Genomic DNA, 22,319 nt, shown 5'->3' with positions numbered 1-22,319 from the left:
TCAGCTCAGCAGACCGGTGCGGACCGGTTCGGTGCCGGGTGCCGCGTGCGGGTGTACGTGGTCGTGGCCGGGCAGCGCGTGCTGGCCGACCGCCTTCGGTGGCGGGCCGTCGTGCAGGACGCAGCCGTCACGCAGGACGACCGCGCGGTCGATCAGCGGCTCCAGCGGGCCGAGTTCGTGCAGGACGAGCAGCACGGTGGTGCCGCGGGCGACCTCGCCCCGCAGGGTGCGCGCCAGCACCTCCTGGCTGGCCAGGTCGACGCCCGCCATCGGCTCGTCCATGATCAGCAGCTCGGGTTCGCAGGCGAGGGCGCGGGCGATGAGGACCCGCTGGTGCTGGCCGCCGGAGAGGGCGTCCACCGAGTCCTTGGCCCGGTCGGCGAGGCCGACGAGCTCGATGGCCCGGCGGATCGCCTCGCGGTCGGCCTTGCGCAGGACGCCGAGGCGGGCGCGGGAGAGCCGGCCCGAGGCGACCACCTCGGTCACCGTCGCCGGCACGCCGCCCGCGGCCGTGGTGCGCTGCGGTACGTAGCCGAGCCGTCGCCAGTCGCGGAAGCGGCGCCTGGGGGTGCCGAACAGTTCGATCTCGCCCTCGGTGACCGGCACCTGGCCGATCACCGTACGGACCGCGGTGGACTTGCCGGAACCGTTGGCGCCGAGCAGGGCGACGACCTCGCCGCGGTTCACGGTGAGGTCGATGCCGCGCAGGACCGTGCGCGAGCCCAGTTCGGCGCGTACCCCGCGCAGCGCTATGACGGGCTCGCTCATGCCTGCATCCTCCGGATGGTCACTTGGCTCCCAGGGCCGTCTGGAGCGCCTTGAGGTTGGCTTCCTGGACCGAGAAGTAGTCCTTGCCGCGGGACTTCCCGGTGATGCCCTCGATCGGGTCGAGGACGTCCGTCCTCAGCCCGGCGTCGGCGGCGATCGTCTTCGCGGTCCTGTCGCTGACCAGTGTCTCGTAGAACACGGTGGTGACGCCGTCGGCCTTCGCCATCTTCTCAAGCGCCCGGACGCGGGCGGCACTCGGCTCGGACTCGGGGTCGAGACCGGAGATGGCCTCCTCGATGAGGCCGTAGCGCTCGGCGAGGTAGCCGAAGGCGGCGTGGGTGGTGATGAAGACCTTGGTCCCGGTGTCCTTCAGGCCGTTCTCGAACCGGTCGTTCAGCGCGCCGAGCTTCTCGACCAGGGCCTCGGTGTTGGTCTTGTACGCCGAGGCGTGGTCCGGGTCGGCCTTCTCGAAGGCGGCGCCGACGCCCTTGGCGATCTCGGCGTACTTCACCGGGTCGAGCCACACATGGGGGTCCTTGCCGGACAACTCCTCGTGCTCGTGGTCGTCGTGCTCGGCGGCGTGCCCGCCGACCTCGTCGCCGTGCTCCTCCAGGGAGGTCAGCGAGGCGGCGTCGATCTTCGTCCCGATCTCCGACTGGCCGACGGCGTCGTCGACGGCGGGCTGGAGTCCCTTGAGATACAGGACCGCGTCCGATTCCTGGAGCCGCGCGGTCTGCTGGGCGCTGATCTCCAGGTCGTGGGGTTCCTGGCCGGGCTCGGTGAGGTTGGTGACGTTCACGTGCTTCCCGCCGATCTGCTCGGCGAGGAAGGCCATCGGGTAGAACGACGCGACGACGTCGAACTTGTCCGTGTTGCCCGCGGCGGCGCTGTCGGTGGAGCAGGCCGAAAGGGTGGTGAGGCTGAGGGCGGCGGCCGCGGTCGCCGCCGCGGGTATCAGGAGTCGTCGTCGTACTACGTTCATGACAGTCATTTTCAGCTTTTCTGGAAACGATTGTCAACAAGCCTGTTGGTAAGCCCTGGGTAAGGCCTATGTCCGGTCTGACCCCGAACCGATTTGATTGGAAGGCAGCCTCCGCCGGTAACCTGAAGCATTCGCTCTGAAGCGCATCGCTTCGTCGCCCGTCGTCGTAATGAAGAGAGCACCGTGGCCGCCGACAAGATCGACACCATCGTCAGCCTGAGCAAGCGCCGTGGCTTCGTATTCCCGTGCAGTGAGATCTACGGCGGCCAGAAGGCCGCCTGGGACTACGGACCGCTGGGTGTCGAGCTCAAGGAGAACCTCAAGCGCCAGTGGTGGCGCTACATGGTGACGTCGCGCGAGGACGTGGTCGGTATCGACTCGTCCGTCATCCTGGCCTCCGAGGTCTGGGTCGCCTCCGGCCACGTCGCCACCTTCTCCGACCCGCTCACCGAGTGCACCTCCTGCCACAAGCGGTTCCGCGCGGACCACCTGGAGGAGGCGTACGAGGCGAAGAAGGGCCGCCTGCCGGAGAACGGCCTCGCGGACATCAACTGCCCGAACTGCGGCACCAAGGGCCAGTTCACCGAGCCCAAGCAGTTCTCGGGTCTGCTCTCCACCCACCTCGGCCCCACCCAGGACACCGGCTCGATCGCCTACCTGCGCCCCGAGACCGCCCAGGGCATCTTCACCAACTTCGCCCAGGTGCAGACCACCTCGCGCAAGAAGCCCCCGTTCGGCATCGCCCAGATGGGCAAGTCCTTCCGCAACGAGATCACGCCCGGCAACTTCATCTTCCGCACCCGCGAGTTCGAGCAGATGGAGATGGAGTTCTTCGTCAAGCCGGGCGAGGACGAGAAGTGGCAGGAGTACTGGATGCAGGAGCGGTGGAACTGGTACACCGGCCTGGGCCTGCGCGAGGAGAACATGCGCTGGTACGAGCACCCGCAGGAGAAGCTCTCCCACTACTCCAAGCGCACCGCCGACATCGAGTACCGCTTCCAGTTCGGCGGCAACGAGTGGGGTGAGCTGGAGGGCGTCGCCAACCGCACCGACTACGACCTCTCCGCGCACTCCAAGGCCTCCGGCCAGGACCTCGTCTACTTCGACCAGGAGGCCGGCGAGAAGTACACCCCGTACGTCATCGAGCCCGCCGCCGGTGTCGGCCGCACGATGCTGGCGTTCCTGCTCGACGCCTACACCGAGGACGAGGCGCCCAATGCCAAGGGCAAGCTGGAGAAGCGGACGGTGCTCCGGCTGGACCACCGCATCGCCCCGGTGAAGGTCGCGGTCCTTCCGCTCTCCCGCAACGCCGAGCTGTCCCCGAAGGCCAAGGGGCTCGCGCAGGCGCTGCGCCGGCACTGGAACATCGAGTTCGACGACGCGGGTGCGATCGGGCGCCGTTACCGCCGTCAGGACGAGATCGGCACGCCGTACTGCGTGACCGTGGACTTCGACACGCTGGACGACAACGCGGTCACCGTGCGTGAGCGTGACTCGATGAAGCAGGAGCGGGTGTCCCTCGACCAGATCGAGGGGTACCTCGCGGCGCGCCTGATCGGCTGCTAGGTCGCTTTCGCCGGTCGGCGTCTGCCCGGCCTGCGTCGCCGGCCGGCCGCGGGTTCGCTCGTGGTCGGCCGCACAGTTCCCCGCGCCCCTGGGGTGGGCCGGGGAACCGTCTGTTTTCGAGGCGTCCCGGAGGCTTCGGCTCAGAGGTCCAGGTCCGCGAACAGGGCCGCGTGGTCCGACGCCTGGTCGATCTTCGAGGTGACCGTGGTGAAGGACGGGAAGGTCCTGGGGGCCCAGATGCCCCGGCGTTCCACGCCCGCATGGGTCACCGTGTCCCACAACTCGGGGGAGAACAGCAGGTAGTCGAGCTTCTGCTCGTCCCGCTTGCCGGTGCCGTGGGTACCGGGCAGGACCCCGTCGTAGCCGTCATGGGTCATCGCCTCGCGCAGGCCCGTGTCGAGGAGGAGCTTCACGGGGGCGCTGTCGAGCGAGTCGTTCAGGTCGCCCGCGACGACGACGCGGGGCGAACGCCTCAGTGCCGCCTCGTAGATCTCCCTGACGCGCCGGGCCTGGGCCTTGCGGCGCCTGTCGTTCTCCGAGGCGCGGCCGAAGCCCTTGCTCTTGAAGTGGTTGCCGAGGACCCACAGGGGCTCACCCGGGACCTCGATCTCGAACTCGGGGCAGTCCCGGCTGAACACCGGCTGCCCGGACTCGCCCGGGTCGAAGATGTGCGACCGCACGGACGTGATCGGGAACCGGCTGAGGATGCCCACGTCGATGCCCCGGCTGTCGTTGCCGTCGACCAGCAGGTTGTACGGGTACGGGCGATTGCCCAGCGCCCCGCCCAGGACCTGGGTGTTGAAGCGGTCCAGGGTGATCCGGTCCTCCACCTCGACGGTGAGGAAGATGTCCGCGTCGACCTCCGCCATCACCCGCGCGGTGTTCTCCACGGCCTGCCAGCTGAGGTCGCCGCGCACCATCTCGGCCCAACCGGCCCATTTCGAGCGGCCCTTGGCGACGATCCGGATGGCCGGGCCGCCCGACTGGCCGACCGTGAACAACTTGGCGCCGCCCCGGGGCTGGTTGACGAGGAACGGGCGGTCGCTGCCCTCCGCCGAATCGTGCGCGCCGTGCTTCACGATCAGTTCGGCGATCCGCTCCCTGTCCGCCTCCTGGTAGATGTCCCTGTCGAGGAGGGCGACCAGTTCGCCGAAGTCGTCCAGGATCTCCTTGCGCCGCTCGGGGTCCTGAAGGCCGAACACCTTCGGCCGGCGGAAGAGGTTCTCGGCGTTGAAGGTGGCGATACGGATGGTCATGCGCCCTCCAGGGGGTCGCGCGCCGATGACGGATCGCCGTGACTGCGCGCCGACCCTTCACACTGTCCGATTGTCCGAGAGCGGACGAACCGTGTCCAACGGAACGTCAGGGCGACTTCCGCCGGGTTCCCGGAAGCGTGAAGGCTGGGGAGCTTTCCGAAGTCGAGGCAGGTGATCGATCCGGCGACAGCGCTGCGGCAGGGCTGACGCCGCCGGCCGGCGGGAGGTGACAAATGACAGCTGACAGATATTGAAATCTGTCAGCTGTCATGTCAGGGTGATGGCATGACGACACCAACCCGCACCCTCGGAACCACCGGCCCCCGGGTCTCCGCCCTCGGCCTCGGCTGCATGGGCATGTCCGCGCTGTACGGCGCGGCCGACCGGGCCGAGTCCATCGCCACCGTCCACGCGGCTCTCGAAGCCGGGGTGACCCTGCTCGACACCGGCGACTTCTACGGAATGGGCCACAACGAGCTGCTGATCGGCGAGGCCCTGCGTGCCGCACCTGCCGCGCACCGGGAGCGGGCGCTGCTCAGCGTGAAGTTCGGGGCGCTGCGCGACCCGGACGGCGGCTGGGCCGGCTACGACGGCCGGCCCGTGGCCGTGAGGAACTTCGCCGCGTACTCGCTCCAGCGTCTCGGCACGGACCACATCGACGTCTACCGGATCGCCCGCGTCGACCCCGACGTCCCGATCGAGGAGACGGTCGGCGCGATCGCGGAGCTGGTCGAGAAGGGGTACGTCCGGCACATCGGCCTCAGTGAGGTCGGCGCGGAGACCATCCGCCGTGCCGCGGCCACCGCCCCGATCGCCGACCTCCAGATCGAGTACTCCCTCATCTCGCGCGGCATCGAGGACGAGATCCTGCCGACCGCCCGCGAACTGGGCATCGCCGTCACCGCGTACGGGGTGCTCTCCCGCGGTCTGATCTCCGGCCGCTTCACCCCTGACCGGCAGTTGGCGGAGGGCGACTTCCGGGCCGTCTCGCCGCGCTTCCAGGGCGACAACCTCCGGCACAACCTGGATCTTGTCGAGGCGCTGCGGAAGATCGCCGAGCAGAAGGGCGTGACCGTCGCGCAGATCGCGATCGCCTGGGTCCTCTCGCGCGGCGCGGACATCGTGCCGCTGGTGGGCGCCCGCCGCCGCGACCGGCTGGCCGAGGCGCTGGGCGCGCTGGAGGTGCGGCTGGACGCGGCCGACCTGGCGGCGATCGAGGACGCCGTCCCGGCCGGCGCGGCGGCGGGTGAGCGCTACCCGGCGGCCCAGATGGCACACCTCGACAGCGAGCGCTGAATCCCGCTCCGGGTACGGTTCCCGGTATGACGCCGCCCACCGAGACCCTGACCGCCGAGCGCATCCTCGAAGCGACCGAGGAGGTCCTGCGCCGGCACGGCCCGGCCAAGGCCACCGTGGTCGACGTCGCCCGCGCGCTCGGCGTCAGCCATGGCAGCGTCTACCGCCACTTCCGTACGAAGGCGGCGCTGCGGGAGGCGGTCACCAAGCGGTGGCTGGACCGTACCTCCGCGTCCCTGACCGGCATCGCGACCGAGGACCGCGACGCGGAAGCCCGGCTGCGCGACTGGCTCGCCGCCCTCTTCACGGCCAAGCGGCGCAAGGCGGGCGACGACCCCGAGCTGTTCGCCACGTACCAGGTCCTGACGGGCGAGAACGTCGAGGCCGTGGGCGCCCACATCACCGACCTGACCGGCCAGCTGACCCGGATCATCCGGGAGGGGGCGGACACCGGCACCTTCGCCGTCGCCGACCCGGCGGTCACCGCCCGCGCCGTCTTCCACGCCACCGCCCGCTTCCACGACCCCGGCTACGTCCAGGACTGGGGGCAGCCGGACATCGACGCCCAGTTCGAGGCCGTCGTGGACCTGGTGGTCCGGGGCCTGCGGGCCTGAACGGGGCGGCGCCCACGGCGCGTGCGGCGTTCGACGCCGGCTCCCGCCGGGCGCCTCGCGCGGGCTGCTGGTGCCACGGTCGGGGCTCCGGCGTCCGGCTTCGTCGCCCCACGTTCCGTCCGGCGTTCGGCATCCGCTTCGGCGTCCGGCGTCCGGCTCGGTGTCCGGTGCCAGGTGCCCGGCGTTCGACGTCCGGTCCCGGTGTTCGCCGTCCGGCGTCCGCGTTGGCGTCGGGCTCGGCGCCCTGCGTCCGGCGCCCGTCGTTCTGGCCCGGCGTCCGTCGGGCGTGCGCCTTTCTCCCAAGGGTTGTCCCGTAACCCCCGGCGGGCGTGCGACGCCGGCTACGGCACCTCGCCGCGTTGTCGGAATGTCCGCATACATCCAGTATGCGGACGCTCCTCCGCCTTGCGATGCACCGCATCCGACGCCGCGCGCTGATCCACCGGAAACTACGGGACAACCCTTAGGCGACGCAGAACTCGTTGCCCTCCGGGTCGTGCATCACCCACCAGTGGCCCGCCGGGCCCTTGTCCACCTCGTGCAGCCGGGTGGCGCCCAGGGTCTCCAGGCGGGCCACCAGCTCGTCCAGGCCGCCGGGCTCGGCATGGACGTCGATGTGGAGGCGGTTCTTCACCGTCTTCGGCTCCGGGACGTCCTGGAAGAGCAGGCGGCGGCCCTTGCCGATGCCGGTGAAGGGGTCGTACGGGTCCTCGGGGTGGCGGACCGCGGCGTAACCGCGGAAGACGGCGTGGCCGCCGTGCTCGCCCACGGCTTCCTCCGGGAGGTCGCCCGAGGAGCGGAGACGGGCGATCAGCGCGCTCGGGTCCTCCACCTCGTAGCCCAGCGCGGCGGCCCAGAAGTCGGCCAGGTGCTGGGCGTCCCTTGTGTCGATGACCAGTTTCCAGCTCAGTGCGGCAGTCATGTAACCGGTTATATTGGTTACATGCCCTCGTCGTCCACGGCAGCCACGCCGGAAGGGGCCCCCGGAGGGCCGGGAATCCCCCTGCGGTCGTACTCCGGCCATGTCTTCCGGTTCGATCCGGGCGCCCTGTGCCTGGAACTCCTCGTCACCGGCGGCCCCGGCGCCCTCACCCGCTACGAGGTGCTGCACACCCCCGAGGACCTGGCCGCCTGGGTCGGACGGTCCAGGCTCACCCCCACCCCCTCGGCCCTGGAACTCACCGACGCCGACGTGGCACACATCCGGCGGCTGCGCGACGCCCTGCTGCGCACGGTGGTCTCACGCCTCCACGCGGACGGGCTGCCCCGGCTGGACATCCCACCGGCCGGCCCGGCCGACCGGCATGTGATCAACGCCGCGGCCGCCCGCCCGTCGCTCGCCCCCGCCCTCGGGGAGGACGGCACCCGGCGCTGGTCGCCGCACCCGGCGAGCGGGGTCCAGCTCGCCTCCACCGTCGCCCGCGACGCCGTCGACCTGCTCACCGGGCCCCACGCGGACCGCATACGGATGTGTTCCGGGGAGCGCTGCTATCTGATCTACGTCGACACCTCGCGGCCCGGCCGCCGACGCTGGTGCTCGATGGAGCACTGCGGCAACCGCAGCAAGGTGCGCGCCCACCGCGCGCGCCGCACCCAGGAGCCCGCCCCGAACGAGGAGTGATCGCCATGGCCGCCACCGGACTCACCGGGGACGCGGGATGGGAGATCGGCGTCTCCCGCACCCTTTCCCAACCGCCCTCGACTGTCTGGGAGTTCATCAGCGGATCGCAAGGGCTGGAGCTGTGGCTCGGGGCCGGGGCGCGGCTCACCCCCGAGCGCGGCGCCCCGTACACCACCGACGCGGGAGTCGGCGGCGAGGTGCGCGGATACCGCCCCGGCGACCGCATCCGGGTCACATACGGTGACACGACGGTCCAGGTCACCGTCTCGGCCGCCACGGGCGGCAGGGCGGTCCTCCGCTTCCATCAGGAGCGGATGGCCGGCGCGGAGGAGCGTGAGCGGCGAAGGGCGCACTGGCGGCGGGTGATGGACCGGGTCGCCGCGGCCCTCGACGCCCGCGACGAACCGGTCTGAGCCCGCCCGCGACGAACCGGCCGCCCCGGCGAACCGGCCTCACCTCCCGGCGGGTTCAGGAGTGCGCCGGGTCCACGGTCGCCTGGTGGGCCTCGGCGAGGTGCTCCTGCGCCTTCAGCCACGGCAGGAACTGCGCGCCCCTGCGCCAGCCGCACGTGTCGCATCTGATCGTGCGCTGCACACCGGAGCGCTGGACCCGCACCACGTGCTGCCGTCCGTGCTGGTCCCAGCGGCTCACCTTGCTCGAGTCGATCTCCGACATGACCTCTCCAGCCGACACTTCGAGGGTCGTCGGCTCTTCACCGACCGCTGCCCGTCAGGAGTGTGCAGCAAGACCAACATCAACAGGGTGCATCCGGCCATGAGTTGTCCACCACACGCGGCGGAGGGCGCCCCTCCGCCGGCGGGCCCGCACGGTCCCCGCATGACGGCCGGGTCCGCACCGCGTGCGAGGATGACGGCTGATTCGAGACGGGTCACGGTGGCGGAGATTGGGACGCGATGATCGGGACGGTGTTCCGTAGCGAGGACGTGCCGGTGGACGACAGGTTCGACCACTGGCGGGAGATGGTCGGCCGGATGCGCTCGCCCAGCGACATCATCAGCGCCCACACCACCGACTTCTGGGCCGAGTTCCGGCTGATGGAGCTGGGCCCGGTGACCGTGTGGCCCACCTCGTTCCTGCCCACGCGCTACCGGCGCAGCCAGAAGATGGTGCGGCAGTCCGACCCCGAGCTGTACCACCTGTCGCTGTTGCTGGACGGCGAGCTGACCCTCGACCACGCCGGACGGCACGGCACCTTCGGCGCGTTCGACCTGCACCTCGCCGACAGTTCTCAGCCGTACGACCTCCGGCCCACGGACGAGCTGCGGCCCGCCCCCGTCCGGGGTGTGGGCGTCGACTTCCCCAAGTCGCTGCTGCCGCTCCCGCCGCACCGCGTGGGGGAGTTGCTGGGCCGAGGCATACCGGGCCGGGAGGGCATCGGCGCCCTGCTGACGGACTTCCTCATCGGCCTGGAACGGCAGGCCGACACCCTCGGCCCGTCCGACGCGCCCCGCCTGGGGACGGTCGTCCTCGACCTGGTGTCCGCCGTACTGGGACAGGCACTGGACGCGGAGGCCGCGCTGCCGCCGGAGACCCGGCAGGAGGCCCTCGCCCGGCGCGTCACCGCGTTCATCCGGCAGAACCTGCACGACCCGGAGCTGACACCGCGGGTGATCGCCGCGGCGCACCACATCTCCGTCAGCTATCTGCACCGCGTCTTCCAGCAGCACACCCGGGGCGAGACGGTCGCCGCCTGGATCCGCGGCCGACGCCTGGAAGGCGCCCACCGCGACCTCGCCGACCGCTCGCTGCGCACCACCCCGGTCCACGTCATCGCCGCCCGCTGGGGCTACCCCCGCGCCTCCGACTTCACCCGGGCCTTCCGCACCGCGTACGGTCTCCCGCCCACGGAGTACCGCCAGGAGGCGCTGGCCGGCCGGGACTCGCAGTACACCCCGTAGACGTCTCCCCGTCTACGAGCCGACGCCCGCCGCGTCCCGTACCTCCGCCGACTCCAGCCGGGCCGCCGTCCGTTCGGCGGTCCCGCGGGCCCAGGCGCCGGTGGTCAGGGCGCCCAGGACCAGTACGGCGAAACCGCACGCGGCGACGATCCACCACGCGGGGCGGGCCGCCGACACGAACGACTCGGCGTACGACGACGACGCCACGCCCGCCGCCAGCACCGCGCCGATCACGGCGACGCCCAGGGTCTGGCCGATCTGCCGGCTGGTGGAGGCGACGGCGGCGGCGACACCGGCCTGGGCACGGGGCATGCCGGAGACCGCCGTGTTGGTGATGGGCGCGTTGACGAAGCCGAAACCGATACCGAACAGGACGTACCCCGTGACCAGGGTGACGTTCGCCGTCTCGGCCTCGAACGCGGCGAAGAGCACCCCGCTCGCGGTCATCGTCACCCCCGCGACGAGCAACGGCAGCCGGGGACCCCGGCTGCCGACCAGCCGCCCGGCCACCGGCGCGCCCACGAAGCACAGCAGGGCCATCGGGAGCATCCACAGCCCGGCGTGCAGGGCGTCCAGCCCGCGTACGTTCTGCAGGTACAGCGTCGACAGGAACAGGAAACCGCCGAGCGCCGCGAACGCGCTGACCGCGATCACGGTCGCCCCGCTGAACGGGGCCGACCGGAAGAAGCGCAGGTCGATGAGGGGCTCGTCACGGCGGGGCTCGTACCGGAGCAGGCCGAGGAACGCGGCGAGGGCGACACCGCCCAACACCAGGGTCCGCCCCGCGGGCGCGGTCGGCGCCTCGATGATCGCGTACGTCAGCGAACCGAGCAGCGCGATGACCAGGAGCTGTCCCACGGGATCGGGGCGGCGTGCCCTGGGTGCCCGGGACTCGGGGACGAACCGCCAGGTCAGCACGAGGGCGGCCACACCGACCGGGAGGTTTATCCAGAAGATCGAGCGCCAGCCGACCGATTCCACCAGGACACCGCCGATGATCGGTCCCGCCGCCATCGAGATGCCGACCACCGCGCCCCACGCCCCGATCGCCCGGGCCCGCTCGCGCGGGTCGGTGAACGTGTTGGTGATGATCGACATCGCGACCGGGTTGAGCATCGAACCGCCGACCGCCTGCACCATCCGGAACACCACGAGCGCGTCGAGGTTCGGGGCGAGGGAGCAGAGCAGCGAGCCGACGGTGAAGACGACGAGTCCCGCCATGAAGACCCGTTTGCGTCCGATCCGGTCCGCCGTCGAGCCCGCCAGCATCAGCAGCGAGGCCAGGACCAGGGTGTACGCGTCGATCGTCCACTGGAGACCGGCGACACTCGCGTCCAGGTCGCGCTGCAGGGTGGGCAGGGCGACGTTGAGGACGGTGTTGTCCAGGCTCACGATCAGGAGGCTGGTGCAGCAGATCGCGAGCACCAGCAGACGGTGGCGACGGCCGAGCTCGGGCATGCGCTCCATCGTACGCCCGAGTCAATAGTGCGCCTAACTAATGAATGGAGTGTCGTGCGGCGCCGCCACCGGCCCCCGCACCGGCCCCCGCTCCGGGCCCGGCCGCGGGTGCGGGACAATGGGGGAATGTCCACGCCCTCGACCACGGCCGCCGCGCCCCTGCGGATCGGTCCGCACACCGTCACCCCGCCCGTCGTCCTGGCCCCCATGGCCGGGATCACGAACGCGCCCTTCCGCACCCTGTGCCGAGAGTTCAGCGGCGGCAAGGGGCTCTTCGTCAGCGAGATGATCACGACGAGGGCGCTGGTCGAACGCAACGAGAAGACCATGCAGCTGATCCACTTCGACGCGACCGAGAAGCCGCGTTCGATCCAGTTGTACGGCGTGGACCCGGCGACCGTCGGCAAGGCCGTCCGCATGATCGCGGAGGAGGACCTCGCCGACCACATCGACCTGAACTTCGGCTGCCCCGTCCCCAAGGTCACCCGCAAGGGCGGCGGCTCGGCCCTCCCGTACAAGCGGAACCTGCTGCGCGCGATCCTCCGCGAGGCCGTCGCCGGTGCCGGGGACCTCCCCGTCACCATGAAGATGCGCAAGGGCATCGACGACGACCACATCACCTACCTCGACGCCGGCCGTATCGCCGTCGAGGAGGGTGTCACCGCCATCGCCCTGCACGGCCGCACCGCCGCCCAGCACTACGGCGGCACGGCGGACTGGGACGCCATCGCCCGGCTCAAGGAGCACGTCCCCGAGATCCCCGTCCTCGGCAACGGCGACATCTGGTCGGCCCGGGACGCGCTGCGCATGGTCCGCGAGACGGGCTGCGACGGCGTGGTCGTGGGCCGCGGCTGCCTGGGCCGGCCGTGGCTGTTCGCGGACCTGGTGGCGGCCTTCGAGGGGCGTACGGAGGACATCGCGCGTCCGACGCTGCGCCAGGTGGCCGACATCATGGTCCGGCACGCCACCCTCCTCGGCGAGTGGATCGAGAACGGCGGGGAGGCCCGAAGGGCCACCGTTGAGGGTGACGGGGGGCGAGGGGCGGGCGAGACCAAGGGCGTCGTCGACTTCCGCAAGCACGTGGCCTGGTACCTCAAGGGCTTCGCCGTCGGCTCCGAGATGCGGAGGCGGCTCGCCGTCACCTCCTCCCTGGCCGAACTCCGTTCGGGCCTCGACGAGTTGGACCTGGACCAGCCCTGGCCGGCCGGCGCCGACGGCCCCCGCGGCCGTACGTCGGGCAACAACCGCGTCGTCCTCCCCGACGGCTGGCTCAAGGACCCCTACGACTGCGCGGGCGTCGGCGAGGACGCCGAACTCGACACGTCCGGCGGCTGACCGAGCCGAACCCGGCTCCCGCCCGCCCGCAACCGGGCGGGTACGGGGGCCTGTTGCCCGGATTCGTCGATGTTCCGGCCGTTGTGCGGCCGGTTTCCGTCATCTCGGAATGAGTGGGGAAATGTCCGGGTAGCGCGCTTCGGTGTGCGGAGCGAACGAGACCCCGAAGAAGACGACGAGGCTCCCTCGGCGGGCCGCGCGAAGACCGCCGGCACGGCCGGTCACCCCTCCCCGGCCGCCGCGCCCTCCCCGTCCCCGCCGCCCCGCGTCCCGCACTGTTCCCCCTATGTCTCGTACCTCCTGACCGTCCTGGACCGGCTCGTGCCCGCCGGCACCCGGTGCGCGGTCATCGGCGCCCCGCTCGACTCCGACGTCGGCGACAGCGCGATCTGGCTCGGCCAGCGGGCCCTCCTCGACGCGCTCGGCGCCGAGGTGCGTTACGTCTGCGACCTGATGTCGTACGACGCCGCGCACCTCAGGGCCTGTGCGCCGGAGGGGCCGATCATGCTGACCGGTGGCGGCGCCCTCGGCGATCTCCGGGAGGACAGCCAGCTGCTGCGGGAGCGGGTGCTGCGCGACTTCCCCGACCGGCGGATCCTCCAACTGCCCCAGTCCGCGCACTTCACCGACCCCGCCGGCCTCACCCGCGCCCGCCGTGCCTTCGACGCCCACCCCGACCTCACCCTGCTGCTGCGCGACCGGCGCAGCCTGCACCGCTGCCGCACCGTCTTCGAGGCGCCCGCGCTGCTCGTCCCCGACCTCGCCTTCGCCGTGCCCCCGGACGCGCTGACCGGCGGTGCGCCCGGCCATGACGTGGTCTGGCTGGCCCGCGAGGACAAGGAGTCCGCGAAGGGCCCGCCGGCCGGACGGGGCGCGGCCGCCGCGGGACGCGGTGGCCCGTACGTCCTCGACTGGACCCGCGAGGCCCCGGACGCCCAGTGGCGGCAGGCGAAGGAGACCCTGTGGCGGGGCCGGGCCCGCGCGCTGTGCCGGGCCTCCTCGGGTGATCCCGCGGGAGCCGTCCCCGGTCTCCTCGCCGCCTACGACGGGCTCGCCCGCCTCCAGCTCGCCCGCGGCTGCCGCCTGCTGACGTCCGGCCGGGTCGTCGTCACCGACCGCCTCCACGGTCATGTCCTCGGCCTCCTCCTGGCCCTCCCGCACGTCCTCGTCCCCGACCGCTACGGCAAGATCCGCAGCTACTGGGACACCTGGACCGCCCACCGGCCCCCCACGGCACCGGGTGCGAGGGTGGCATGGGCGGGGACGGAGGAGGAGGCGAGGGAAACGGCGGGAAGGCTGCTGGGGGAACTGCCCTGAGGTGTGGCGTGCCCGGGGGCGCCCTACGCGCCCCCCACCGCCGTCAACAGCGCCAGCGGAGCCGCCGCCGAGCGGGACTCCACCACACACGCGTGCGGGTACGGCACCGGCTCCGGATGCGTGTCCCTCCCGTACCCGGCGAGCACCTCCGGCAGCCGGTGCCCCGTGGCCGTGGCCGCGTCCACCAGGCCGCCCGCGACCGTGCGGGCCTCGTCGTGCAGGCCGTACCGGGCCAGCCCCAGGGTGATCAGCGCGTTGTCGTGCGGCCAGACCGAGCCCCGGTGGTACGACAGCGGATGGAACGCGGGCTGCCCCGCGGCCAGGGTCCGCACGCCCCACCCGGAGAAGAAGTCGGGTTCGAGCAGCCGCCGGCCGACCGTCTTGCCGTACTCCTTGTCCAGCAGCCCCGACCAGAGCAGATGCCCCGCGTCGGAGGCGAGCGCGTCGATCTGCCGGCCCTCGCCGTCCAGCGCCAGCGCCGGGAAGCCGTGCTCCGGCATCCAGAAGTCGCGCTGGAAGCGGTCGCGGAGATCGCCGGCGGCCTGTTCGAGGAGGGCCGCGAAGACCTCGTCCTCCCAGACCGTACGGGCCAGCGCGGCGGTCCGGCGCAGCGCGTCGTACGCGTAGCCCTGGGCGCCCGCGGCCATCACCGGCCCGGCGGGCGGGCGGCCGCCGTCGGCGAAGCAGATGGAGCCGGGGGAGTCCTTCCAGTTCTGGTTGGCGAGACCGCCCTGGTCCGCGCGGTAGACGAGGTAGCCGCGGGAGGTGAGGCCGCCGTGGTCCAGCATCCAGCCGATCGCGGCCCGGGCGTGCGGCTCCAGCCGGCGGGCCAGGGTGACGTCGCCGGTCTGCTCCACATACGCGCCGAGCAGGACGAGGAACAGCGGGGTCGCGTCGACCGAACCGTAGTAACGGCCGTACGGCACCTGCCCGAAGTGGGCCAGCTCACCGTGCCGTACCTCGTGGACGATCTTCCCGGGCTGGGCGACCGCTTCCACGCCGATCCCGGCCGCCTGGGTGGCGGCGAGCGCGAGAAGCGTGGCGGCGGCCGGCTCCGGGCGGTAGGGCAGGGTGAACAGCGAGGTCAGCAGGGCGTCACGGCCGAGGAGGGTGAGGAACCAGGGCGCCCCGGCGGCCGGCACCCGCACGTTCTCGCCGTCCGGTCCGGTCGCGGGGATCTGGAGCGCCGCGAGGTCGGCGAGGCCGCGCGCACAGGCCGCGGCCAGCTCGGGCCAGCCGGTCGGGAAGGCGACGCCCTCCATGAACTCGCCCTCCGACGCGAGCACCTGGTGCGTCACGGCGGCCGGGGAGGCCGGCACGCGCAGGGGGCGCCGGTCGCCGTGCGGCCGGGCCATCACCCGCAGGGTCAGCTCCACCGAGCCGTGCGGGTCCAGCTCCAGGGCCCAGACGAGGCGTCGCGCGCCCGTCCCCGTCTCCTCCACGGCGTCCGGCGCGGGCTCGGCCGTGACCGTCGTGCGGGACCGCCACTCACCGCGCCGGTAGGTGAACTCCACCCCGTCGTCGAGGACTTCACGTGTCCTGACGGCACCGGTCTTGGCGTACGTACGGAAGTCGGAACGCAGCTCGAACTGGTCGGTGAAGTCCGCGTCCACGGTGAGCGCGATCCGCACCGTCGTCGGCACCGGACGGTTGCTGGTGACGCCCAGCGACTCGACGAACGCGCTGTCGGAAACGGCCTGTTGCCGGAAGAGCGTGTACGCGGGCGGTTCCTGCCGCCCGCCCCGGGGGACGAGCACACACCGTGCGGTGTCGCCGTCGCCGACCGGGGTGAGCGTCTCGGGTACGGCCCCGTCGACGGTGAGCTGCCACCGGCTCAGATGCCGGGCGTCCCGTACGAACAACCCGTCCGGGGAACTGCCGCCCCGCCGCCCGCTGATGTCGCCGCCGTCGCCCACGGCGGCGAACGTCCCGCCGCGCACGAGCAGGTGATGCCGGTCCGTCATCGCCGGTCCCCTCCCTTGTCACTCATGTCGCACGTATGGACGACGGCGTGGCCGTCGTGGCACCGGTCGCCGGCGCGGTCCCGTCCGTCGTCGCCTCGGTGACCGTGGTCGTCCTGGTGGAGCAGGTCGAGGGCGAGCGCGGCCGTCCAGCTGAAGCCGAGGGCGCCGCAGGGCTCGCCCGTGTACGGGTCGACGTACTCGGCGAAACCGGAGGCGACCGCGGTCTCCAGCAGCGCCGTCCGCAGCGCGTCCGCCCGCCCCAGCTCCCCGTGGAGCCTCAGGCCCCGCTCCAGCATCCAGTTGGTGTTGAACCAGGCCGGGCCCCGCCAGTACCGGTGCGGATCGAACGCCTCGCCCAGGAGGTCGTACGACGGCACGAGCCGGGTGGTGTCCCCGAGCCCGAAGTGCGGCCCGTGCGCCGTCCGCACGAGGGCGGCGACGATCTCGCGGGGCAGGCCGGGCAGGAGCAGGGGGAGGAGACCGGAGACACCGCGCTCGCGGACGAGGACGCCGCCGATGACGTCCCGGCAGAAGAACATCCCCTCCGCCGGGTCCCACAGCCGCTCCACCAGGGCCGCCGTCAGCCGCTCCGCGCGGGCGTTCCGCGCCGTGCCCGTCGCCCCCAACTCCGCGGCGATACGGGCGAGGGCGTGTTCGGAGGCGATGAGGAGGGCGTTGAAGGCGGGGTCCTCGACGGCGAACTCCGTCCGCCCGTCGGCGTATCCCCCGTCCCGGTAGTCCGCCGCCAGCCGCACGTACCGCCCGTAGTCCAGATCCGTCGGCCGGTCCTCGGCGGCGCCGTGGTCCAGGTCGGCACGGCGGAAGGAGCGGGCCGGGGCCGGGGTCACCCGGGACAGGGGCGCGTCCCAGGCCGGGCTGTTGTCCATGCCCTGCTCCCAGGGGTGGACGACGGAGGCCAGACCGCCGCCGCCCAGGTCCCGGCGGTGCAGCAGATAGCGGTGCCAGGCCGCGAGCCGCGGGTACACCCGGGGCAGGAAGCCGCGCGCGCGGGACAGCCCCGGGTCCGAGAGGTGCACCAGCCACGCGGCCAGCGCGTGCACCGGCGGCTGCACGATGCCGGAGGTCTGGGTGGTGCGCGGGGCGCCCGCAGCGCGCCCCGCGGTCGAGGAGCGCCAGAAGTCGGGGCTCGGGAAGTACGCCTCCAGCGGTACCGAGGGGTTGAAGACGATGTGCGGGATCCGTCCGTCCCCCCATTGCGCGTCGAGCAGGGTCTCCAGCTCGGTCTGCGCCCGCAGCGGCGACAGATGGCGCAGTCCGATCGCGATGAACGCCGAGTCCCACGACCACTGGTGGGGATACAGCCGGTGGGACGGCACCGTGGACGTCCCCGTCCAGTTGCCGTCCAGCACCTCGGCCGCCCCGTGGTGCAGCGATCCTGGCGGACCGCCCGGATCGTATACGGCGCCTTCACGGCGGACGCCCGTGCCTGGTCGGCGGGCTGTGAGCTGGGTTGTGCGATCCACTCAGGGCTCCCCGAGGACAAGGTGCCGACCGGTTCGGCAGTAGGTACCGTAGGGTTACGTCTATTTAACACGCAAAACTCAATATGTAATGCAGAGTTGGTGAACGCAAGAGGGTGAGCGCAAGCGGTCGCGCGGAACGGTCCGCGCACGATCGCGTGAGCGGTGCGCCGTTGGCCCGCCGGGGCGGGGATGATCGGGTGAGTGGTCGCGCGAACGGGAGGACGTGAAGGTGGGTAGTCACGCCGGTGCAGGAGATCTGCTGGAGCTGGTCCGCAGCGGCCGGGCCACCACCCGTGGCGCGCTCCAGCAGGCCACGGGCCTGTCCCGGGCCACCGTCGGCCAGCGCCTGGACCGCCTCTTCCGCGCGGGCTGGCTCCGCGAGGGGGCGGGCGGCCCGGTCGGCTCGCCGCTCGGCGGACGCCCCTCCATCACACTGGAGTTCGACGACGAGCACGCGGTCGTCCTCGCCGCCGACCTCGACACCCGCCACGCCCGCGCCGCCGTGCTCTCCCTCACCGGTGAGATACAGGCCGAGCACACCGGGACGCTCCTCGTCGAGGACGGCCCCGAGGCCGTACTGGACGAACTGGGGCGCTGGTTCGCCGAACTGCTGGAGAAGGCGGGGCAGTCGGCCGACGCTGTCTGCGGCATCGGGCTCGCCGTCCCCGGCCCGGTGGACACGGACACCGGCCGGGTCGTGCAGCCGCCGATCATGCCCGGCTGGGACGGCCACGACATACGCGGCCGGATGGCCCGAGCCTTCACCGACCACGCGGCGGGCCCGCCCGGGGTGCCGGTCCTAGTCGACAACGACGCCAACCTCATGGCGTACGGCGAACAGCGCACGGGGTACCCGGACTGCTCGGCGTTCGCGCTGGTCAAGGTGTCCACGGGTATCGGCGCCGGGGTGGTGGTCGGCGGCTCGATCTACCGCGGCGTGGACGGCGGCGCCGGCGACATCGGCCACATCCGGGTGCCCGGCGGCGCGGACGCGCAGTGCAAGTGCGGGTCCTACGGCTGTCTGGCGGCGGTCGCGAGCGGCGGTGCCGTCGCGCGGCGGCTGAACGAGGCCGGTGTCCCGGCGGCCTCCGGCTCGGACGTGCGCGATCTGCTGGTCGCCGGGCACCCCGGGGCGATGGCCCTCGCACGGGAGGCGGGCCGGGCCGTGGGGGACGTACTGGCGACGGTCGTGACCCTGCTGAACCCCGGCGTCCTGATGATCGCCGGAGATCTGGCCGGAACCCCCTTCCTCACGGGTGTGCGCGAACTCCTCTACCAGCGGGCGCTGCCCCGCTCCACGGCCCACCTGGACGTGGTCACGTCCCGGCTGGGCGAGCGGGCGGGTCTGATCGGTGCGGGAGCCCTGGTCGTCGAGTACCTGTACGCGCCCGAACGGGCGGAGGAGCGCTTGGCGGCGCTGGGGGTGTGACGGGAGGTCCGCCGGGGTTGTGACAGGCGGGTTTCCATCCCGGGCGGCGGTCCGGATAGTGAAATCCGGGCCTCCCCGAACGCGTGATTCTCGCCACCCTTGATAAGGGTTGCGCTCAGATGAGCGGATCTTGGGCGGTTCCGGGTCTTCAAAGGGTGGCACTCAGTGCCACCCTTTGATCGTTCATCGCGCGAACTCAGACGTGTTGAACGGTGCTCATCTGAGCGTCAAATGCCGCTCCTGATCCCTCGCGCCTTCAAGAGGTGAACGCATCTGCGTTCAACTCCTTGCCAATCTTTGACTTTCGATCTGCTGGCGGACGGGTGGTTACAGGCGCATGACGCGCAAGTGGACGTACCCAGGAGCCTTCGATCTGGGTATGTTCCTCGCCGTCAGGGCAGCCACCGCGTCCTCAAGGAGTTGGGACCTGTGTCGGAAAACAAAGATCCCCACGTAGGCCACGTAGCTCAGAGCGTTGAGGGCGTGAAGTTCGTCTATGACTTCACCGAGGGCAACAAGGACCTCAAGGACCTCCTCGGTGGCAAGGGCGCGAACCTCGCCGAGATGACCAACCTGGGTCTTCCGGTGCCTCCCGGCTTCACCATCACCACCGAGGCGTGCAAGGTCTACCTCGACAGCGGCGACGAACCCGCGGCACTGCGTGACGAGGTGACCGCCCACCTGGAGGCCCTCGAGAAGCGCATGGGCAAGAAGCTCGGCCAGGCCGACGACCCGCTCCTCGTCTCGGTCCGCTCCGGCGCCAAGTTCTCCATGCCCGGCATGATGGACACCGTCCTCAACATCGGCCTCTCCGACAAGTCCGTGAAGGGCCTCGCCGACCAGGCCGGCGACGAGCGTTTCGCGTGGGACTCCTACCGCCGGCTCATCCAGATGTTCGGCAAGACCGTCCTCGGCGTCGACGGCGAACTCTTCGAGGACGCCCTCGACAAGGCCAAGGAGACCAAGAACGTCACGGTCGACACCGAGCTGGAGGCCGCCGACCTCAAGAAGCTGGTCACCACCTTCAAGAAGATCGTCAAGAAGGAGGCCGGCCGGGACTTCCCGCAGGACCCGCGCGAGCAGATGGACCTGGCCATCAAGGCCGTCTTCGAGTCGTGGAACGGCGACCGCGCGAAGCTCTACCGCCGCCAGGAGCGCATCCCGCACGACCTCGGCACCGCCGTCAACGTCTGCTCCATGGTCTTCGGCAACCTCGGCCCCGACTCCGGCACCGGCGTCGCCTTCACCCGTGACCCCGCCTCCGGCCACCAGGGCGTCTACGGCGACTACCTGCAGAACGCCCAGGGCGAGGACGTGGTCGCGGGCATCCGCAACACGGTCCCCCTCGCCGAGCTGGAGTCGATCGACAAGAAGTCGTACGACCAGCTGATGCAGATCATGGAGACCCTGGAGAACCACTACAAGGATCTCTGCGACATCGAGTTCACCATCGAGCGCGGCCGGCTGTGGATGCTCCAGACCCGCGTCGGCAAGCGCACGGCGGGCGCGGCCTTCCGGATCGCCACCCAGCTCGTCGACCAGGGCCTCATCGACGAGGCGGAGGCGCTCCAGCGCGTCAACGGGGCGCAGCTGGCGCAGCTGATGTTCCCGCGCTTCGACGAGGAGGCGAAGGTCCAGCAGGTCGGCCGGGGCATCGCGGCGTCGCCGGGCGCGGCCGTCGGCAAGGCGGTCTTCGACTCGTACACGGCCGTGAAGTGGTCCCGGTCCGGCGAGAAGGTCATCCTGGTCCGCCGGGAGACCAACCCCGACGACCTCGACGGCATGATCGCGGCCGAGGGCATCCTGACCTCGCGCGGCGGCAAGACCTCCCACGCGGCCGTGGTCGCCCGCGGTATGGGCAAGACCTGTGTCTGCGGCGCCGAGGAGCTGGAGGTCGACACCAAGCGCCGCCGGATGACGGTGCCCGGCGGCCATGTGGTGGAGGAGGGCGACCTGATCTCCATCGACGGGTCGTCCGGCAAGGTCTACCTGGGCGAGGTCCCGGTGGTCCCGTCCCCGGTCGTGGAGTACTTCGAGGGCCGGATGCACGCCGGCGCCAACGACGCCGACGAACTGGTCGAGGCCGTCCACCGGATCATGGCCTTCGCCGACCGCAAGCGCCGGCTGCGGGTGCGGGCCAACGCGGACAACGCCGAGGACGCGATGCGCGCCCGCCGCTTCGGCGCCCAGGGCATCGGGCTGTGCCGTACGGAGCACATGTTCCTCGGCGACCGCCGTGAGCTGGTCGAGCGGCTGATCCTGGCCGACACGGAGGCGGAGCGCGAGGAGTCCCTGAAGGCGCTGCTCCCGCTGCAGAAGCAGGACTTCGTCGAGCTGTTCTCCGCGATGGACGGCCTGCCGGTGACGATCCGTCTCCTCGACCCGCCGCTGCACGAGTTCCTGCCGGACATCACCGAGCTGTCGGTCCGGGTCGCCCTGGCGGAGTCCCGCCAGGAGCCCCACGAGAACGAGCTGCGCCTCCTCCAGGCCGTCCACCGGCTGCACGAGCAGAACCCGATGCTGGGTCTGCGCGGCGTCCGCCTCGGCCTGGTCATCCCCGGCCTGTTCACCATGCAGGTGCGGGCCATCGCGGAGGCGGCGGCCGAGCGGAAGAACGCCAAGGGCGACCCCCGCGCCGAGATCATGATTCCGCTCGTCGGCACCGTCCAGGAGCTGGAGATCGTCCGCGAGGAGGCCGACCAGGTCATCGCCGAGGTCGAGGCCACGACCGGTACGCGACTGAAGCTGTCGATCGGCACGATGATCGAACTGCCGCGGGCCGCGCTGACCGCCGGTCAGATCGCCGAGGCGGCGGAGTTCTTCTCCTTCGGCACGAACGACCTCACCCAGACGGTGTGGGGCTTCAGCCGGGACGACGTGGAGGCGTCCTTCTTCACCGCTTACCTGGAGAAGGGCATCTTCGGCGTCAGCCCGTTCGAGACCATCGACAAGGACGGTGTGGGCTCCCTGGTGAAGCTGGCCGCCGAGGCCGGCCGCGCCACCCGCCCCGACCTCAAGCTCGGCGTCTGCGGCGAGCACGGCGGCGACCCCGAGTCGGTCCACTTCTTCCACGAGGTCGGTCTCGACTACGTCTCCTGCTCCCCGTTCCGCATCCCGGTGGCCCGCCTGGAGGCCGGCCGTGCGGCGACCCAGTCGGAGGGCAGCGACCACCGCTAGCCGATCCACCGCGAGGCACCCGGCCTCGCACCCCGTTCCCCGGAACCGCCGTTCGTCCCCGACCGACCCTCACCGATGGGCGGCGGTTCCGGATCACGAAAGGAGGGCGGCACCCCGTGCGGGGGGTGCCGCC

General features: G+C 71.6%; 18 protein-coding genes. 10 read left to right on the top strand and 8 right to left on the bottom strand.

Going from position 1 to position 22,319, the window contains the following annotated elements:
• A complete protein-coding gene (locus tag AC067N_RS18995; protein WP_478680033.1) occupies positions 1-768 on the bottom strand; it encodes a metal ABC transporter ATP-binding protein in 768 nt (255 codons plus the stop codon).
• Between the two features lie 19 nt (positions 769-787).
• The gene (locus AC067N_RS18990) at positions 788-1,750 is read right to left on the bottom strand and encodes a metal ABC transporter substrate-binding protein (protein ID WP_478680032.1); all 963 of its coding nucleotides are present in this window, start codon (positions 1,748-1,750) and stop codon (positions 788-790) included.
• A 183-nt stretch (positions 1,751-1,933) separates the two neighbouring features.
• Here AC067N_RS18990 and AC067N_RS18985 point away from each other — a divergent pair, with 183 nt between their 5' ends.
• A complete protein-coding gene (locus tag AC067N_RS18985; protein WP_478680031.1) occupies positions 1,934-3,316 on the top strand; it encodes a glycine--tRNA ligase in 1,383 nt (460 codons plus the stop codon).
• Positions 3,317-3,456: 140 nt separating this feature from the next.
• On the opposite strand, the gene AC067N_RS18980 is transcribed toward AC067N_RS18985, so the two are convergent.
• The gene (locus AC067N_RS18980) at positions 3,457-4,572 is read right to left on the bottom strand and encodes an endonuclease/exonuclease/phosphatase family protein (protein WP_478680030.1); all 1,116 of its coding nucleotides are present in this window, start codon (positions 4,570-4,572) and stop codon (positions 3,457-3,459) included.
• Between the two features lie 285 nt (positions 4,573-4,857).
• On the opposite strand from AC067N_RS18980, the gene AC067N_RS18975 reads away from it, so the two are divergent.
• Positions 4,858-5,868, top strand: a complete 1,011-nt coding sequence (locus tag AC067N_RS18975) for an aldo/keto reductase (protein WP_478680029.1) — start codon at positions 4,858-4,860, stop codon at positions 5,866-5,868.
• 26 nt (positions 5,869-5,894) lie between these two features.
• Positions 5,895-6,482, top strand: coding sequence for a TetR/AcrR family transcriptional regulator (locus AC067N_RS18970; RefSeq protein WP_478680028.1), 588 nt, complete (start codon positions 5,895-5,897; stop codon positions 6,480-6,482).
• A 463-nt stretch (positions 6,483-6,945) separates the two neighbouring features.
• On the opposite strand, the gene AC067N_RS18965 is transcribed toward AC067N_RS18970, so the two are convergent.
• Entirely contained in the window at positions 6,946-7,404 is a 459-nt protein-coding gene (locus AC067N_RS18965) for a VOC family protein (protein ID WP_478680027.1), read from the bottom strand.
• A gap of 21 nt (positions 7,405-7,425) precedes the next feature.
• On the opposite strand from AC067N_RS18965, the gene AC067N_RS18960 reads away from it, so the two are divergent.
• Both AC067N_RS18960 and AC067N_RS18955 read left to right on the top strand, forming a co-directional pair.
• Positions 7,426-8,103: a CGNR zinc finger domain-containing protein gene (locus AC067N_RS18960; RefSeq protein WP_478680026.1), complete on the top strand. Its 678-nt coding sequence runs from the start codon at positions 7,426-7,428 to the stop codon at positions 8,101-8,103.
• 5 nt (positions 8,104-8,108) lie between these two features.
• Positions 8,109-8,516, top strand: a complete 408-nt coding sequence (locus tag AC067N_RS18955) for an SRPBCC domain-containing protein (RefSeq protein ID WP_478680025.1) — start codon at positions 8,109-8,111, stop codon at positions 8,514-8,516.
• Between the two features lie 55 nt (positions 8,517-8,571).
• On the opposite strand, the gene AC067N_RS18950 is transcribed toward AC067N_RS18955, so the two are convergent.
• A complete protein-coding gene (locus AC067N_RS18950) occupies positions 8,572-8,778 on the bottom strand; it encodes a hypothetical protein (RefSeq protein WP_478680024.1) in 207 nt (68 codons plus the stop codon).
• Between the two features lie 239 nt (positions 8,779-9,017).
• Between AC067N_RS18950 and AC067N_RS18945 the strand changes: the two genes are divergently transcribed.
• Positions 9,018-10,022 (top strand): helix-turn-helix domain-containing protein, encoded by a 1,005-nt coding sequence (locus AC067N_RS18945; protein WP_478680023.1) that lies wholly within the window; start codon positions 9,018-9,020, stop codon positions 10,020-10,022.
• 12 nt (positions 10,023-10,034) lie between these two features.
• Here AC067N_RS18945 and AC067N_RS18940 read toward each other — a convergent pair whose 3' ends face one another.
• Entirely contained in the window at positions 10,035-11,480 is a 1,446-nt protein-coding gene (locus tag AC067N_RS18940) for an MFS transporter (protein ID WP_478680022.1), read from the bottom strand.
• A gap of 126 nt (positions 11,481-11,606) precedes the next feature.
• Between AC067N_RS18940 and dusB the strand changes: the two genes are divergently transcribed.
• Both dusB and AC067N_RS18930 read left to right on the top strand, forming a co-directional pair.
• The gene (dusB, locus tag AC067N_RS18935; RefSeq protein ID WP_478680021.1) at positions 11,607-12,815 is read left to right on the top strand and encodes a tRNA dihydrouridine synthase DusB; all 1,209 of its coding nucleotides are present in this window, start codon (positions 11,607-11,609) and stop codon (positions 12,813-12,815) included.
• Positions 12,816-12,959: 144 nt separating this feature from the next.
• Positions 12,960-14,132, top strand: a complete 1,173-nt coding sequence (locus AC067N_RS18930) for a polysaccharide pyruvyl transferase family protein (protein WP_478680020.1) — start codon at positions 12,960-12,962, stop codon at positions 14,130-14,132.
• A 23-nt stretch (positions 14,133-14,155) separates the two neighbouring features.
• Here the strand turns inward: AC067N_RS18930 and AC067N_RS18925 are convergent, their stop codons facing one another.
• Together AC067N_RS18925 and AC067N_RS18920 are read right to left on the bottom strand one after the other, a co-directional pair.
• The gene (locus AC067N_RS18925) at positions 14,156-16,096 is read right to left on the bottom strand and encodes an amylo-alpha-1,6-glucosidase (protein ID WP_478680019.1); all 1,941 of its coding nucleotides are present in this window, start codon (positions 16,094-16,096) and stop codon (positions 14,156-14,158) included.
• Positions 16,093-17,580 (bottom strand): MGH1-like glycoside hydrolase domain-containing protein, encoded by a 1,488-nt coding sequence (locus AC067N_RS18920; protein ID WP_478680018.1) that lies wholly within the window; start codon positions 17,578-17,580, stop codon positions 16,093-16,095. Before AC067N_RS18920 ends, AC067N_RS18925 begins: the two co-directional genes overlap by 4 nt.
• Before the next feature lie 229 nt (positions 17,581-17,809).
• Between AC067N_RS18920 and AC067N_RS18915 the strand changes: the two genes are divergently transcribed.
• Together AC067N_RS18915 and ppdK are read left to right on the top strand one after the other, a co-directional pair.
• A complete protein-coding gene (locus tag AC067N_RS18915) occupies positions 17,810-19,009 on the top strand; it encodes an ROK family protein (RefSeq protein ID WP_478680017.1) in 1,200 nt (399 codons plus the stop codon).
• Positions 19,010-19,438: 429 nt separating this feature from the next.
• The gene (gene ppdK, locus AC067N_RS18910) at positions 19,439-22,186 is read left to right on the top strand and encodes a pyruvate, phosphate dikinase (RefSeq protein WP_478680016.1); all 2,748 of its coding nucleotides are present in this window, start codon (positions 19,439-19,441) and stop codon (positions 22,184-22,186) included.
• The last annotated feature ends 133 nt before the right edge of the window (positions 22,187-22,319 follow it).

It is taken from the genome of Streptomyces sp. NPDC042364, from assembly GCF_056437585.1.
The sequence above is the reverse complement of the archived record's forward strand: the minus strand, read 5'-3'. Positions and strand labels throughout refer to the sequence as shown.

Bases quoted from the DNA above. Each gene is read 5' to 3' on its own strand.
- AC067N_RS18995 (WP_478680033.1), bottom strand. From the start codon at position 768: ATGAGCGAGCCCGTCATAGCGCTGCGCGGGGTACGCGCCGAACTGGGC.
- AC067N_RS18990 (WP_478680032.1), bottom strand. From the start codon at position 1,750: ATGAACGTAGTACGACGACGACTCCTGATACCCGCGGCGGCGACCGCG.
- AC067N_RS18980 (WP_478680030.1), bottom strand. From the start codon at position 4,572: ATGACCATCCGTATCGCCACCTTCAACGCCGAGAACCTCTTCCGCCGG.
- AC067N_RS18975 (WP_478680029.1), top strand. From the start codon at position 4,858: ATGACGACACCAACCCGCACCCTCGGAACCACCGGCCCCCGGGTCTCC.
- AC067N_RS18970 (WP_478680028.1), top strand. From the start codon at position 5,895: ATGACGCCGCCCACCGAGACCCTGACCGCCGAGCGCATCCTCGAAGCG.
- AC067N_RS18965 (WP_478680027.1), bottom strand. From the start codon at position 7,404: ATGACTGCCGCACTGAGCTGGAAACTGGTCATCGACACAAGGGACGCC.
- AC067N_RS18960 (WP_478680026.1), top strand. From the start codon at position 7,426: ATGCCCTCGTCGTCCACGGCAGCCACGCCGGAAGGGGCCCCCGGAGGG.
- AC067N_RS18955 (WP_478680025.1), top strand. From the start codon at position 8,109: ATGGCCGCCACCGGACTCACCGGGGACGCGGGATGGGAGATCGGCGTC.
- AC067N_RS18950 (WP_478680024.1), bottom strand. From the start codon at position 8,778: ATGTCGGAGATCGACTCGAGCAAGGTGAGCCGCTGGGACCAGCACGGA.
- AC067N_RS18945 (WP_478680023.1), top strand. From the start codon at position 9,018: ATGATCGGGACGGTGTTCCGTAGCGAGGACGTGCCGGTGGACGACAGG.
- AC067N_RS18940 (WP_478680022.1), bottom strand. From the start codon at position 11,480: ATGCCCGAGCTCGGCCGTCGCCACCGTCTGCTGGTGCTCGCGATCTGC.
- dusB (WP_478680021.1), top strand. From the start codon at position 11,607: ATGTCCACGCCCTCGACCACGGCCGCCGCGCCCCTGCGGATCGGTCCG.
- AC067N_RS18925 (WP_478680019.1), bottom strand. From the start codon at position 16,096: ATGACGGACCGGCATCACCTGCTCGTGCGCGGCGGGACGTTCGCCGCC.